The 16,235-nt window shown below is 40.7% G+C and carries 12 protein-coding genes; 9 read left to right on the forward strand and 3 right to left on the reverse strand.

Features of this window, described 5'->3' with window-relative positions; all coding sequences use genetic code 11:
• Window positions 1-26: 26 nt before the first annotated feature.
• From AACZ87_RS03630 to AACZ87_RS03645, 4 genes are read left to right on the forward strand one after another with little or no spacing between them, the layout of a single operon-like run.
• Window positions 27-878 carry a universal stress protein gene (locus AACZ87_RS03630; RefSeq protein WP_339864947.1) on the forward strand — a complete coding sequence of 284 codons (852 nt, stop codon included), beginning with the start codon at window positions 27-29 and terminating at the stop codon, window positions 876-878.
• A gap of 54 nt (window positions 879-932) precedes the next feature.
• Window positions 933-1,286, forward strand: coding sequence for a translation initiation factor (locus AACZ87_RS03635; protein WP_339864948.1), 354 nt, complete (start codon window positions 933-935; stop codon window positions 1,284-1,286).
• A 31-nt stretch (window positions 1,287-1,317) separates the two neighbouring features.
• Complete coding sequence (locus tag AACZ87_RS03640) at window positions 1,318-1,719, forward strand: DUF1801 domain-containing protein (protein WP_339864949.1); 402 nt, start codon at window positions 1,318-1,320, stop codon at window positions 1,717-1,719.
• A gap of 12 nt (window positions 1,720-1,731) precedes the next feature.
• Entirely contained in the window at window positions 1,732-2,619 is an 888-nt protein-coding gene (locus tag AACZ87_RS03645) for a DMT family transporter (protein WP_339864951.1), read from the forward strand.
• Between the two features lie 25 nt (window positions 2,620-2,644).
• Here AACZ87_RS03645 and AACZ87_RS03650 read toward each other — a convergent pair whose 3' ends face one another.
• The 3 genes from AACZ87_RS03650 to AACZ87_RS03660 all read right to left on the reverse strand — a co-directional run bounded on the left by AACZ87_RS03650 (window position 2,645) and on the right by AACZ87_RS03660 (window position 9,513).
• Window positions 2,645-3,526, reverse strand: coding sequence for a transglutaminase family protein (locus AACZ87_RS03650; protein WP_339864953.1), 882 nt, complete (start codon window positions 3,524-3,526; stop codon window positions 2,645-2,647).
• 61 nt (window positions 3,527-3,587) lie between these two features.
• Window positions 3,588-6,128, reverse strand: coding sequence for a circularly permuted type 2 ATP-grasp protein (locus tag AACZ87_RS03655; protein WP_339864955.1), 2,541 nt, complete (start codon window positions 6,126-6,128; stop codon window positions 3,588-3,590).
• Between the two features lie 40 nt (window positions 6,129-6,168).
• Window positions 6,169-9,513, reverse strand: coding sequence for a transglutaminase family protein (locus AACZ87_RS03660; RefSeq protein WP_339864957.1), 3,345 nt, complete (start codon window positions 9,511-9,513; stop codon window positions 6,169-6,171).
• A gap of 249 nt (window positions 9,514-9,762) precedes the next feature.
• Between AACZ87_RS03660 and AACZ87_RS03665 the strand changes: the two genes are divergently transcribed.
• From AACZ87_RS03665 to AACZ87_RS03685, 5 genes are all read left to right on the forward strand, one after another.
• Entirely contained in the window at window positions 9,763-10,437 is a 675-nt protein-coding gene (locus AACZ87_RS03665) for an ROK family protein (RefSeq protein WP_339864959.1), read from the forward strand.
• 194 nt (window positions 10,438-10,631) lie between these two features.
• Entirely contained in the window at window positions 10,632-11,909 is a 1,278-nt protein-coding gene (locus AACZ87_RS03670) for a serine hydrolase domain-containing protein (protein ID WP_339864961.1), read from the forward strand.
• Between the two features lie 233 nt (window positions 11,910-12,142).
• A complete protein-coding gene (gene mnmA, locus AACZ87_RS03675) occupies window positions 12,143-13,357 on the forward strand; it encodes a tRNA 2-thiouridine(34) synthase MnmA (protein ID WP_339864963.1) in 1,215 nt (404 codons plus the stop codon).
• Between the two features lie 210 nt (window positions 13,358-13,567).
• Window positions 13,568-14,269 (forward strand): pseudouridine synthase, encoded by a 702-nt coding sequence (locus AACZ87_RS03680; RefSeq protein ID WP_339864965.1) that lies wholly within the window; start codon window positions 13,568-13,570, stop codon window positions 14,267-14,269.
• A gap of 60 nt (window positions 14,270-14,329) precedes the next feature.
• A complete protein-coding gene (locus AACZ87_RS03685) occupies window positions 14,330-15,802 on the forward strand; it encodes a M28 family peptidase (RefSeq protein WP_339864967.1) in 1,473 nt (490 codons plus the stop codon).
• The last annotated feature ends 433 nt before the right edge of the window (window positions 15,803-16,235 follow it).

Consider the following 16,235-nt stretch of genomic DNA (forward strand, 5'->3'; position numbering starts at 1 on the left):
GGGGTAAACCAATGAACTCAACTATCATGACAAAAGTACTTGTGCCTTACGACTTTTCAGAGCAAGCTAATAACGCCCTGAATTTTGCTACCACGATATCATCCAAATTTGATCATGTGGAAATTATAGTATTACACGTAGTTGAAGTGCCTAGTTCTTCGGGTATGGGAACAATGGGTGGAGGCGAAGTAATGCCAGAAATGGAAAACCAAATGTTCTTCATTGAGCTGATGGATAGACGTAAGGAACAATTCAAAGAATTGGAAAATAAGCATGCAGGAAGCAAGTATGGCTTCAATACGAAAATCGTATTGGGAAATGCTTTTCAAAATATTTCTTCGGCTATTATAGATGAAGATCCTGATTTGGTAATTATGGGATCAAAAGGCTCCGACGGAATAGAAGAGGTATTGATAGGAAGTAATACTGAAAAAGTAGTCAGAACCTCGCATTGCCCTGTGATGACCATAAAAGCAACTACCAATCCAGAGAAAATCAAGAAAATAGTTTTTGCAAATGATTTCAGAGAAGGTCAGGACGAATTAGCCAAACGTATAAAAAATCTTCAGGAATGGTTTGACGCTGATCTTTATTTAGTGGTGATCAATACTCCTGGAAGCTTTGAAACTACTCGGGAATCGGCTGCTAGAATTAAATATTTTGTCAACAAATACGAAATAAAGCACGCCGTGGCAGAGATATACAATTCAGATTCCGAGGAATCTGGAATCGTAGAATTTGCAGAAGATATCGATGCCGACCTGATCGCAATGGCTACTCATGGTCGTACAGGTCTTATTCATTTATTTACCGGCAGTATTGCCGAGGATGTGGTAAACCATGCCAAGCGTCCTGTTTGGACATTTAAAGTAAAATAATTCAAAAATTTAGTTACGAATACCTACTCTTCGGGGTGGGTATTTTCATTTGATATGGCGAAAAAAAATAACGACTGGAAAAAGCGCGATGGCGTCGTGTACTCTACTAGCGATGATTTTGAGTTTCAAACTGGAAATGATGAATACGAAGATACACTGCCTGCAAATCAGCAAAACCTAAAAGTGTTGCTTGACAAAAAGGCTAGAGCGGGCAAAAAAGTTACCTTAATTGAAGGTTTTATAGGTAGTGAGGAAGATTTGAAAGAGTTGGGGAAACTGCTGAAAAACAAATGTGGTGTCGGTGGATCTGCTAAGGATGGAGAAATCCTGATTCAAGGTGATCACAGAGACAAGGTAGTCCAAGTCCTTCAATCCGCAGGGTACAAAGCCAAAAAGTCTGGGGGATAAAATCCTGATATAACTTTCAACGATTCTTCTCATGCAATTTAATTCTGATGTTACGGATTTCCTGGATTCCCTCAATCATCCAATGAGAGTAGAAATTGATTATTTGCGGAATCTATTTCTTCAATCGGGTTTAGGATTATCAGAAAACATCAAATGGAATGGCCCAAACTTCATGCATGAAGGACTGGACAGGTTCACGATGAAAATTCATCCATCCACTAAAATTCAGCTTATACTCCACCGGGGAGCAAAAGTTTTGGACCAACCTAAAAATAGACTTGTCGAAGATCCCACCAAGTTGATGTCCTGGAAAACAAATGATAGGGCTGTACTAACTTTTAATAATAAGGCAGAAATAAGCGCCCAGTCACCTGAGTTAATTCGTATCTGCAGCGATTGGATTAAAGCTTCTAATGAACACGTATCTAGATAAACTGAGAACTTTTTGGCTGAAATACTACTCATTTCACTTGCAGTTTTTCTAAGGGTTGTCTCAAACCCGGTTGGAAATGTATTTCAAAAACAAATCACTCAAGAAGGTTCTCATCCGCTTTGGGTCAATTTTCTGACCTACCTCCTACTTTCTTGCATTTGCCTGCTTGCTTTCAGCTATGTGAAAGTTGGTAAACTTGGTTACGACTTTTGGTTTTATTCTCTACTCGGAGGAATATTTGGAGCCCTAGGAAATGGACTTTTGGTCAAAGCGCTTCAAGAGGGAAACCTCTCTATTCTAGGCCCAATCAACTCCTATAAATCTATTGTAGGTTTGATTTTCGGCTTTGTTCTACTGGGAGAAATCCCAAATATTTGGGGAATTATTGGAATCGCAATCATCATCTTCGGAAGTTATTTGGTTCTAGATACTACAGAAGAGCGTTTTACTCCTGCTTTGCTGAAAAACAAAGAAATACAATATCGGATTGGAGCGATGGTTCTTACAGCGATTGAAGCCGTTTTTGTAAAAAAAGTCATCCTAGCTTCTTCACCGGCAATCGCCTTTATCTCATGGTGTATTTTTGGAGCAATATTCTCGTATTTCTTGGTCTTCCTTTTCAGGGTTGATCAAAAAAATCAGATTTCAAATCTAACGTTGAACACGATCAGCAAGCTTACTTTCTTGGTTGTTTGTATTGGAACTATGCAGCTGTCAACCAACTTAGTTTTCGAAAAAATAGATGTTGGTTACGCACTATCCCTCTTTCAACTCTCCATTCTGGTGAGTGTCCTTCTCGGTTATCGAGTTTTTCAAGAAAAGGATATTAAGAAAAAGGTTATCGGTTCTGCAATTATGATAGCTGGATCTGTGATGATTATACTATTGAAAAGTTCATAAAGTCACTACCTCAAGTGAAGATTCCCTATCCTTCCTCTATATTCCTCACATCAACACTTACCTTCATTTCCTGCTTACTACCGCTGTACACTATTCCTTTTAAAGGTGTTACATCTGCGAAATCTCTCCCTACAGCTACCCGAATATGCTTATCATTCACCAAAAGATTATTGGTGGCATCCAATTCTACCCATCCATGTCCTGGTACATAGACTGCTATCCAAGCATGGGAAGCATCTGCTCCTACTAACTTTGGCTTTCCAGGAGGAGGAAGGGTTTCCAAATAACCACTTACATATCTCGCTGAAAGTCCAATCGCGCGTAAACAAGCGAGTGAAAAGTGAGCAAAATCCTGACAAACTCCCTTCCTGTGTTTAAAGACTTTTTCCAGTGGGGTGCTGATGTCAGAAAAGCCCGGAGTAAAAGCAAAATCATTAAAGATTCGTGTATTTAAATCTAAAGCTGCTTCCAAAATTGGTCTACCTGGAGTAAATGACTTTAAGACATATGCACTTATGCCTTCAATGAATTGAACATGATTCGATTCAAGGTAATATTGGCGAATATCTGCGGTGGATTTAACCGAATGCAGCAATTCTACTACTTCTTCCCAAGGCATGGTATCGGCAGGCTTGATAGAAGCCCAAGGTGGAGATGAAAGCTCGACCACGCTTTTTGACGTCACACTTAGGTTCTTATGTGATCGTTCTACAGAAAAGTACAAGTATTTATTCCCGAAAAAATCCTCCCGCTCGATCTCTGAGCTAGGTTTTGGGCTAATATCGCAGGTATACTCCAGTACTTTTTGAAATGAAAGTTCCGGCGGAATCTGAAACATGAGATTGTGACATAGTGTCGCTGGAAACTCATAGATATAATCTGTGATATGTGTTACCTTATATTTCATCTGTTTCTACTAGTCCTATTATAGGAAATCCGGCCTTCGATTAGCTGAGTCATGTTAGCTATCATATTTCAGGTATTACTGAGGATTGTATCATACTATATCGCGTGTCTGTATGACTGAAGTATTTCTCATAAATAGCATCTGAAGTTTCATGAAGAAGCACGATAATTTGATCTAAAAGAACCGTCATCTCATCAAATTCCTGAGTCATCTCATTTGGAACAGAAATAACTTCAATATCACAAAGCCTGATTTTGGTTATTGCCTTGAGTAGTTTTTTACGCTCTATGCTGAAATACTCTTTTTCATCCTGATTCGGAAGTGTTTTCAAGTGATTATCTATTTCCAACAATTGGTAAATCAATGATCTAGGATTGTCTTCGTGAAGTATCAACAAACTCAAAACGCCATGCATTTCCAGATTTGATCTATATCGGTATCGATAAGTCACCAAACTTTCATTGCATCGTAGTGTATCTTCCATCAGCTCCTTATTCGATTCGGAGTCGAAAGATTGACCTAGCATACCTTTCAAAATCAAGCAGTTATTTGCAGCAGACTCGATGAATCGACCAATATTGAGCAAGTGCCAAGTAGGTTCACGGGTCATGTTGTCAATATTCAACCCATAAAAAGCCATCAGCTTTACCACCATATTATCCAAACTCTGATACGCCTGCATGAGCGAAGTGTCTGATTTACGCATCTGAGTAAGCTCTTCAGATATACTGTCTAATATCCGCCAGGTATCCAGACTTAATCTATCACGTACTGCATAAGCATTCGTAAGAAATGACTGAATAGAATAAGCCAGACTACCTGATTTCTCCACATCATGCACGAGTGCGAGCAATTCATTCTCTGGATTCTTCAGGTTTTTTCTCACGGTAAACCCAGGCAAGGTACCTGTCATCACGGTGAGTGTTTGAAGCAATGTGCTCAATACAGGATTTTCATTTATATGAATATCCTCATCGGCTTCATTGTAAGAAAGTAGGGTCATCCGCATCAGTCGAACGGAATACGCCGATCTTTCTAGATACCTCCCTAGCCAGAACAATCGCTCTCCAGTACGGCTTGGCAGGACGTTTCTAACCAAAGGTTGAGATTTTATTGCTCTCGTCACAGGAACAGCTACATCCTTCCCTTTCCCAAGCACCCAGGTATCTTTACTAATCCCACCGGTTTGATTTGAAACCAAAAAGGCCCCCTTTTCAGGTGAACTTCTGGACAAGCCACCAGGCATAACTTTGTAAGTTTTATTCTCTGTATCAGCGACCACATAGCTTCTGAATACGGCGTTTCTAGCTTCCAACTTATTATTTATCCAAGATGGAGAAGTAGAAAACTCAACCATCTCCTGTCCTACATACATGTACGGGCTACGACGAATTTCTTGTTTCAAAGCTTCCAATTGGGCTTTGGATAGATCCCCTCCGAAAACAGATTTTTTCTGGGTACCACGATAGATATTTCTAATCACGAGCGTTTCTATCTTTTCAAAAACGTATTTCAACGCTGAAGGCTGACCGCACCACCAGGTAGCAACCGAAGGCAATAGAAGTTCCTGTCCCAGCAAATGCCTACTAATTTTCGGCAAGAAGGCCATTAAGCCCGGATTCTCTAATACCCTGCATCCTAATGGATTAATCACCAATACTTTTCGCTGTCGCACGGCCTCCATCAATCCTACTACTCCCAAGTGAGAGTCATTTTTCAACTCCAGAGGATCACAAAAGACATCATCAACTCTCCTGATAATTACATCTACTTTCTCAAGGCCTTTGATAGTCTTCAGCCACACATAGCCATCACTTACAGTGAGGTCGTCCCCAAAAGCAAGCGTAAATCCCATAAAGGACGAAATGTAAGCATGCTCAAAAAAGGTCTCATTAGTAGGGCCAGGTGAAAGCAAAACTACCCTAGGATTTTCCTTATTATTAGTTGTAAGGTTACTAAGCGTGTTTTTGAACGTTTGGTAATAGGAGGTGATTTTACGGGCATGATTTTCACGGATTAGATCAGGAAAAACCCGTGTCATCGCAGCTCTATTTTCAAAAGTATATCCAGAACCAGAAGGAGCGTCTGTCCTATCGTGAAGCACCCACATTTTGCCATTTGGACCACGAGCTAGATCGGAAGAATACTGGATAAGTTGCTGCTCACCATCTAGCTTGATGTTATGAGCCTGTCGCAAAAAACCGCCGTGATTATAAATCAATTCAAAAGGAATATGACCTTCCTTTATCAAAGTTTGATCTCCATATAAATCACTTAAAATCAGATTCAAAAGTTCTGATCTTTGAAGTAAGCCTTTCTCTATTCCTTCCCATTCTTCATTGCTGAAAACCATAGGTACAGGATCCAACATCCACGGTCTGTTCATCCCATTGGGATCACCATAGACATTGTAAGTCACGCCATTTTCACGCAACTGACGACCAACCTCTTCATGAAACTGCCCCATACGCTCAGTTCCTATCTGATCGTAATATTTGGCAATTTTCTCCCAATGAGGATGGATTTTACCTTGGTCGGTTGCCATTTCATCCAAAAATGGCGCATTATTGAACATTTTGTCAATAAGATAGGACTCAATCATATCGCAAAAATGAACTTATTGGGGGTGAAATAATAAACAATTATCGTTTTTTATACCGTCTGAGATCCATAGTGTAGGGGAATTCAGGATTAATAATCTCAGCAGTAGCTTCATAGTGACTTTGGCCTTCTGATTTAGTAATATATCGACCTGATTTATGGTCTTCTTGTACAGCAGTCTTTGCTTCATTTGGTGTAGGCGTAATTGTATGGCCAAAATCGAAGAACCGGGAAATTCTCCGCGCTTCAGCCTCGTTGCTATTAATAGGGAAATTGTCATAACTCCTGCCTCCTGGATGCACTACATGATACTGACAGGCTGCCACAGATTTCTTTGTCCAGGTATCATACAAGTCAATCACTAATGGAGTATCGATCCCAATTGTAGGGTGCAACGCAGAAAAAGGCTGCCAAGCCCGATAGCGGATTCCCGCTACAAACTCGCCTTGCACTCCCGTATTTTTCAGTGGAATTCTATATCCATTACAAAGCAAATGATATCTGGAATCAGTCAAGCCTGTGATTTTGACTTGTAACCTTTCCAATGATGAATCTACATAACGAGCTGTTCCGGAGCTCGACATCTCCTCTCCCAACACATGCCAAGGCTCGATCGCCATCTTCATATCTATATGAATATCACCCGATTGAAGCTCTCCAATAAAAGGAAAACGGAAGGAGAAGAATGGGTCAAACCAAGCAATATCAAAATCATAACCAGCCCCTTTTAGATCATTGACCACTTCCAGCATGTCCTTTTCACAATAGTGTGGAAGCAAGAATTTGTCATGCAATGAAGTCCCCCATCGCACGAGTTTGTGATCGTATGGCTGTTTCCAAAACCAGCTCATCAAGGCCCGGATTAACAGCAACTGCACCATGCTCATCCGATAATGCGGCGGCATATCAAAGCCTCTGAATTCCAAAATACCCAAGCGACCACTACTGGAATCGGGAGAATAAAGCTTGTCAATGCAAAACTCAGCTCGATGCGTATTTCCGGTAATATCAACCAGCAGGTTTCTGAAAATCCGATCTACCATCCAGAATGGGATCTCATTTTCATTACCATTGGGAACTTGTTGGAAAGCCAATTCCAACTCATAAAGCATATCATCTCGTCCTTCATCTACTCTTGGAGCCTGACTAGTTGGACCAATAAATTGAGTAGAAAATAAATAGGATAATGCAGGGTGATGTTGCCAATACGTGATAAAACTCTTCAACACATCAGGCCTTCTCAGCAAAGGACTGTTTTCAGGCGAGGAACCTCCAAGCGTAATGTGATTTCCCCCTCCAGTACCGGTATGCTTTCCATCTACATTGAATTTTTCAGAAATGAGACGGGATTCACGGGCTTTTTCATAAAGCACTTCGTAATTATGTGTCACCTCTTTCCAGCTTTTTGCAGGCTGTACATTCACTTCAATTACCCCAGGATCTGGAGTAATCATCATTTTTTCTATACGCTTATCCGAAGGAGGATCGTATCCTTCGATTAGAATCGGTACTTTAAGCTTCTGAGCGGCCCTTTCTATCGCATTCACCAAATCCAGGTAATGCTCTAGGTAAGATACCGGAGGTAAGAATACGAAAAGTTTTCCCTCTCTAACTTCCGCCACCAAAGTCGTCTTGAAAATCCGCTTGGAATTGATAGGCTTAAGTTTGGCCGCTTTAGAACGTGTTTTGGAAGGAAGTGCACCGACTTCAGCAAACAAATCATTCTGTGGCTTGATTGGCTCATCTTTTGGATCCGTATGTTCAATGGAGTCCAAGGGCAATCTCAAACCTGCAGGAGAATTCCCTGGTACTAGATAAAGTTCTTTAGAACGGAATTTCCAGCGACAACTTTGCCATCTATTTTGATCGTATTCCCACTCCAATGGAATCGAATAGCCCACAGGCTTTCCCAGTCCTTTTTTGAGAAGCTTGGCTAACTTTTGCCGCTCTAAAGAAGATTTGAGGTTATATTTTGCAGGGTTGATATTCACAGGGACTTTTCCCTCCTGCCAGATAAAGTAAAAAGGATCTTCGTATAGAGGAGTAATATTGAGCGGATCTACATTTAGTTCTTTGACCAGATTATTGATGAAAGTCTTTGACTTTTTGTGGGTCAGCTTGTAATCCTTTGACAAATCAGCCATCAACGCATCATTTTTCCACATTGGAATACCATCCTTTCGCCAGAAACAAGCTAATTTCCACCTAGGCAAAGGCTCTCCGGGATACCATTTTCCTTGACCATATTGCATCAAAGCTCCGTTACCAAACTCTCCTTTTAGCTTGTGAAAAAGTATATTGGATAAACTCCGCTTGTGCTCGCCATCAGCGTCTGTATTCCATTCAGGAGCATCCTGATTATCTACAGACACAAAAGTAGGCTCACCTCCCATGGTCAGCCGCACGTCATTTGCTTCTAAATCCTCATCCACCTTATCTCCTACTGATAGTATTTTTTGCCACTGCTCTTCAGAATAAGGTTTAGTCACCCGAGGTGTTTCTTCTATTCGAGTCACTTCATTTTTGAAGAAAAACTCAGTCTCCGCAGGTTCAGCCATGCCTGTAATAGGTGCTGCATCCTGAGGACTTGGTGTACAAGCCAATGGTATATGCCCCTCCCCTGCAAACAATCCAGAAGTGGAATCCAATCCTATCCAGCCAGCTCCCGGCACATAAACTTCCGTCCAAGCATGCAAATCGGTAAAATCCTCTTCCGGACCAGAAGGACCATCCAATGATTTCTCATCTGATTTCAACTGAACCAAATAACCAGAAGCAAATCTTGATGCCAATCCCACGTGTCGCAAAACCTGTACAAATAACCATGCAAAATCACGGCAAGAGCCTGACCCCAAAGTCAATGATTCTTCACAAGATTGCACACCTGGCTCCATTCGCACATTATAGCGCAATTCCTGATTGATCATAGTGTTGATCGCTACCAGATAATCCACCGTGATGATATCCTTTCTCATCAAAGCTTTGGCCTTTTCTACCAATTTCATCAGAAGCGGATCCGATTCTTTGATCTCCAAATATGGGCCCAGCTGCTTCTTCACACTCTCATCGTACTCAAATGGAAACTTATCAGCATAATCGTCCACAAAAAAATCAAAAGGATTAATCACCACCATATCAGCGATTACTTCCACATCAATTTCAAAATATTTGACCTTTTCAGGAAAAACAATCCTAGCCAAGTAATTGCCAAAAGGATCCTGCTGCCAATTGATAAAGTGATTTTCTGGTTTGATGTTCAAAGAATAACCTTTGATATGTGTGCGTGAATGCGGAGCAGGTCGCAAACGGATCACCTGAGGCCCCAAACTTATATTCTTTTCGTATTCGTACTTGGTATAATGCCGTATGGCAACTTTGATAGACATAGGATAGGTTTAATATGCTGTTTCAAAAAGATTCAAATCATGACGTGGTCAAAAATGATTTGGGTTATCTGGGCGCTGGTATTACCTGTAATTTAAAGTAAGAATTGAGAGATCACAGCATTTGATAAAAGAAAAATCAAATCAACCCAACATTTAATTTGTTTTATCAAAATGCTAATTCTTATCAAAAATTCAGAATTGAATCAATTTCTTCTTCGGTAAGTAAACATTTCTATTTAGTTTCAATGGATGAAAAAAAATAACCCGAAAACTCTTGTCATTGATATTGGCGGTTCTAATGTCAAAATACTTGCAACAGGTGCTTCAGAACGCATAAAAATCCCTTCAGGCTCCGATTTTTCTCCTGAACAAATGGTGGAACTGGTTAAAGAAAACGCTTCAGAATGGGAATACGACAGGATCACAATGGGTTTCCCGGGAGTAGTCAAAGAAAACAGAATAGTATCCGATCCAGTAAACCTTGGAGAGGGCTGGAATAAATTTGACTTTCAGGCTGCATTTAACTGCCCTATTAAATTTATAAATGATGCAGCCATGCAGGCTCTTGGTAGTTACGAAGGTAAAAAGTTACTTTTTTTAGGCTTCGGAACTGGATTAGGCACCGCCATGGTCATTCACAATACGATATTACCCTTAGAAGGCGGACATCTTCCTTTCAAGAAAAAGACCTTTGAAGAATATGTTGGAAAGGAGTATCTGACGAAGAGCGGATCTAAACGATGGGAGAAAAACGTGCTAAAAACCGTGGAATATTTCAGAGCAGCATTTCAACCTGATGACGTATTATTAGGCGGTGGAAATTCAAAATTATTAACGACAATTCCTGAGGGATGTAGATTGGGTACAAATGAAAATGCCTTCAAAGGCGGTTTCAAGTTCTGGGAAGAGGATTTTAAGTTGTAAGATTTTGACTTAACTCAAAATCGCAGTAAGAAAGCACAACGCCTTACATTGTCCATCCTTGGATACACATGTTTTTATCAGCTTGAGCAAAGTCAACAGCTATTAATTACTGTTTCGTCTGCCGTTTGTTTTTTCGTATTTTTCTATCTGATTGGATTTAAACAATCAATTACCTAATCCCAAAATCCAAACCTATGAAACATCTATTCCTCTATGCCTTTGCGATCTTAATTTTTTCAAGTTGTGAGAAAAAGCAGACAGAAGATACCACTGAAACTCTCCTAGTAAATGAGCAGGTCCGGGCAAGAATTGACTCTACCCTATCCAGCTTCGTAGAAAGCGGGAATCTAGCCGGAGTCTCTGCCTTGATTTTTGAAAAAGACCAGGAGGTTTATTACAATGCATTTGGCTATGCGGATCGGGAAAATCAGGTAAAAATGGATAGAAATACGATTGTGCAGATCTATTCCATGACTAAGCCGATCACTGGCACGGCATTAATGACACTTTACGAAGAGGGTAAATTCCAATTGGATGATCCGCTTTCTAAGTACGCACCTGAGTTTGCTGATATGAAAGTGTATGACGGTGTAGATGAAAATGGAAACATCAAACTCGTAGATGCAGACAGACCGGTTACCATCCGTGATATTACACGCCATACCGCTGGCTTTCCAAACCGAGCTGATATTCCTGGTTTGAGTGAGATTTTGGCAGAAAAAGACCCAAGAAGTTTTGAGATCGATTTGAACGAAATGGCCAAAAGAATCGGTGAAATACCGCTTTGGTTCCAGCCTGGAACGCAGTGGGAATATGGTCAATCGGTAGATGTTCAAGCTTTTTTGGTAGAAAGAATAGCTGGAGTTCCCTATAAAGAATATGTACAAACTCATGTTCTTGATCCACTTAAAATGAACGACACAAGATATTTCGTTCCTGAATCGGACAGAGCAAGAATGTCTGCTTCCTATAGAAGAACCGGTGAAGGTCAACTCGAGCAAATGCCAAATGAGGAAGCCCATAAATTCAATATAAATGAATGGCCTCTTACTCCAGGTGGATTTGGATTTACTTCTACTTTGGATGATTACATGACTTTTGCCAGAATGTTGGTTCACAAAGGGGAATTTGGGGAAGCTAGAATCCTCAAGCCAGAAACAGTAGAACTAATGAGTACAAATCAACTTCCCGATTCAGTCTCAGAGAGATCCTGGCTTCCAAGCAAGGGGAATGTGGGGTTTGGAATTGACTTCGCAGTACGAGTTGCACCACCAAAAAGTGCCGAGGAAATGAATGGTATCGTAGGAGAATTCTTTTGGGATGGAGCTGCCAGTACGCTATTCTGGGTAGATCCAGTGAATGAAATCACAGCTGTACTTTTCGTCCAGCTTTTTCCTTACGATCAGATCAAGCTTCATAAGAAGTTTAAAGATGCTGTATATGGTAAATATCAGCCTAGCGTCTCTAATTAAAATCAGCTAACCCACCGTTCAAGTCATCACGATCGTTATAAAATCTTTGCTCATTACATTTCTCTTGCCGTCGTTCGTATCATCACGAACGACTTTTTTGTTTGAGTACTTTAAACAATCAGAGAACAGTAGATTTCCTTAACTTTGTCCCAATCAGAACCATTTTCAGAAGAAATTATGTTCTGACCACATTGTAACCTAATGGACCTTGAATCCATTACTTATTACAGCGCATGAAGACAAGACCAAGAGTAGTAGTCGGCCTCTCCGGAGGGGTCGATAGTTCCGTCGCCGCTCACCTACTCATCGAGCAAGGCTACGAAGTCATCGGGATGTTCATGAAGAACTGGCACGATGAATCTGTCACAATTTCCAATGAATGTCCATGGATGGAAGATTCCACCGACGCAATGCTAGTGGCAGAAAAGCTGGGAATTCCATTTCAAGCCATAGATCTCAGTGAAGAATACAAGGATAGAATCGTGGATTATATGTTTGCAGAATATAAAGCCGGCAGAACTCCCAATCCTGATATTCTTTGCAATAGAGAAATCAAATTCGATATTTTTCTAAAAGCTGCCGAAAAGCTTAAGGCTGATTTCGTGGCAACTGGTCACTATTGCCAGAAAGGTGAAACCATAGGAGCTGATGGAAAAACAGCATACCAGCTGCTTGCAGGAGCAGATCCGAATAAGGATCAAAGTTATTTCCTTTGCCAATTGAACCAAAGTCAGTTAGCAAAAGCGCTCTTCCCTATAGGCCATATGCAAAAGCCTGATGTACGAGCAAAAGCCAAAGAAATGGACTTGATCACTGCTGATAAAAAAGACAGTCAAGGATTATGCTTTATTGGAAAAGTGAGGTTACCGGACTTTTTACAGCAGCAACTGAAACCAAAAAAAGGCCAAATCATTCAAATTCCTGAGGACTTGGCAATCTATAAAAAACAGCTAATTCCTGCTGGAATTGCACCAGAAGACTACGATCAGGAAACCTTGAACGCGATTTCTCTTCCTACTCACTATACTCAAGATCAAGGCAAAGTTTTGGGTGAACATAACGGTGCCCACTATTTCACTGTTGGCCAAAGAAAAGGGCTACATGTAGGTGGCACAGGAAAGCCTTTGTTTGTGATTTCTACAGACACGCAAGAAAATGTTATTTACACAGGCTTGGGAGAAACACATCCTGGGCTTCTTCGTGATGGTTTATTTGTGAAGACTGAAGATATCCACTGGATCCGCGAGGACCTGAAACTAAACGTTGGTGAGACCAGAAGGTATGATGCTCGCATTCGCTATCGTCAACCGCTAAGTGGAGCCACCTTGATTCAAAAAGAAAATGGCCTCTATGTCATCTTTGATCAACCTCAAAAAGGAGTAGCTTCTGGCCAGTTTGTAGCTTGGTATGATGGAGAGGAAAGTATAGGATCAGGGACGATATTTTAGGATAATCGATTTACGATTTACGATTTACGGGGCTAGTGAAATGTGAAACCTTAAGTTCAGTTCATTAGCCTCTTTAGTTTACGTTTAAAAAACCGCTCTAGTCCTACTGTAAAGCAGGATTAGCCAAACCTGAACATCAATAATTACTTACAGATAGTTATTCATTAGCCATTATTTTAAATTCTTAATTCATTCATTTTAAATTCCCCTGTGTTAGATATACTATTCGAGGACGAATACCTTATTGCCATTAATAAACCGGCTGGTTTGCTGGTTCATCGAACTTCCATCGCAGCGGAAGAAACCATTTTTGCTTTGCAAATGCTTCGCGATCAGATTGGTCAACATGTGTATCCAGTTCATAGACTCGACAGACCGACCAGTGGGGTTTTGCTTTTCTCAAAAAAGGAAGAAATTCTGCCCATTTTGAAAGAGCAGTTTGCTGATCGATCAGTTCAAAAAACTTACCTGGCAATTGTACGTGGGATTCCTACCATAAAATCAGATTTGATTGATCATCCGTTGACAAGCGAGCGCTCTAACAAGCTTCAGGAAGCTCAAACTCATTATAATGTGCTTGCAGAGGCCGAAATTCCTTTTGATACCACAGGAAGATATCCTACCAGTCGATATGCGTTATTGGAATTGAAACCTGAAACCGGCCGCACGCATCAACTCCGACGTCACCTGGCTCATATTCGACATTATATTTTGGGAGATAAAAAGCACGGCGACAACAAGCAAAACCAGTTTTTCGAGAAACAATTTAGGATGATGAACCTACTTTTGCATGCCAGAAAATTAGAATTCACTCATCCAGTTACCAAAGATAGAATCTCAGTTGTGGCAGAACTTCCAACCCATTTCCAAAAAACAATTACAGATCTGGGCTGGCGAGAACTTGATTTATAAGGTGAACAGCCTCCTTTTCCTAAAATTGAATTACTTTAGAAAGCACATTAAATTAACCCTATGAACAAATCACTTTTAGGCCTTAGCCTTTTACTTTCTGTGTCTTTTGTAGCAGAAGCTCAACAAAAGAAAATTGATAAAAAATTCAATGAAAAAGCTGCTGTTGCTGAATTAACCTATCTCGCTTCTGATGAATTGAAAGGAAGAGATCCTGGAGCTCCAGAGATGGCTTTGGCCTATAATTTTATAGCTAAGCAACTTGAAGCTGCAGGTGCTAAACCATTATCAGGTGGCGATGGCTATTTCCAAAATATTCCTTTCATGATGTCTTCTCCTCCAAGCAAAGGCGAAATCAAATTGAAAGATTCGGTTTATTCCCAAGGTAAAAACATGCTTGTCATCAATGGTGATGCGATTTCCGGGAAATACGAGTTAGTGGACGTTGGTTTTGGGCTTGCTGATGATTTGGAGGGGAAAGACCTGAAAGGCAAAATCCTACTGACCAATGTAGGCGCTCCAGATCGTATGAGTCCCGCTGATTTGTTTGCCTTAGGTAGCGAGAAAGCTAAACTTGCCGAAGCTGCTGGGGCGATTGGAGTCATTGAGCGCTTCAATATTCCATCTATTCCTTGGCCATTAATTGTCAACTACCTCAATCGAAGTCAGATGGTCATAGATAATGGCGAATCAAGCAAAATGCCATACATCTGGATCGAGGATGTGAAAAACATGCTTAAAAATCAATTGACTGCAGGAAAAGTTGAGGCAAATCTTTTAGTAGAAGGCAAGAAAAATACTCCTGTGGAAGGTAAAAATGTACTCGCCTGGATTGAAGGGTCAGACAAAACGCTGAAAGATGAATTCGTAATGCTATCTGCGCATTACGATCACGTTGGAATTGGAACACCAGATGCAAGTGGCGATTCCATCTACAACGGTACTCGTGATAATGCTGTAGGTACGGTAGCAGTGATGAATGCAGCTAAATTCTTCGCTAAAAACCCTCCAAAAAGATCTATCCTTTTAGCACTCTGGACTGCAGAGGAAAAAGGGCTTTTAGGCTCAGCCTATTTCGCAGAAAACCCATTGATTCCTCTGGATAAAATCATTTACAATCTCAACATCGACGGTGCGGGCTACAATGATACCTCAGTAATTACTGTGATCGGATTGGGCAGAACTACCGCAGATGACTTAGTTTCTGAGGCTGTTGCAGATTTTGGTTTGAAAGCCATCGCAGATCCAGCTCCAGAGCAAGGACTTTACGACCGATCAGATAACGTAAATTTCGCCAAAGAAGGGATCCCTGCTCCTACTTTCAGCCTTGGGTTCACAGCTTTTGATGATGAGATCAACAAATACTATCACAAAGCTGGTGACCATGTGGATTCCATGGATTTGGATTATGTGACGCTTTATTGGAAATCATTTATCCTTGCTGCGCAAAATATCGCCAACGCCGAAAATCAACCAATGTGGGTTGCAGGTGATAAGTACGAGGAAGCAGGTAAAAAGCTATACGGGGATAAGTAACTACTGTAAGTTGTATGATTTGTAAGTAGTGTTTTTGTAAGAAGTTAAAAGTGAGAGGTGGTAAGTTGGATCCTGATGGATTCAATTTACCGCCTCTTTTTATGGATTATAGACTGTTTTACGGTTCGTTCCTTTGGCACTCAGGAGAATCTTTGGATAATTTATAAACCCAGAATTTCATTCTGGGCTTTTACAGGTTGTGCCTTCAGCCCAATACTCATCATACTTTCTGAGTAATATCATTCCACTTTCAACTAATTCAGATTCCGAGAAATTGCCAAAGGCAATTACAATAAAAGCCCCGAATACAGCGAAGTGAAATTCGGGGTTTGGTCAAGAAATTAGGTGCGCAAGAGTGCTAAAAGCACGATCGGTAAGAAATGCTATATGTAATGAAATGTAAACGCATCTCATTTTTAACCTCTTTTATTTC

It is taken from the genome of uncultured Algoriphagus sp. (assembly GCF_963974365.1).
Taxonomy (GTDB): domain Bacteria; phylum Bacteroidota; class Bacteroidia; order Cytophagales; family Cyclobacteriaceae; genus Algoriphagus.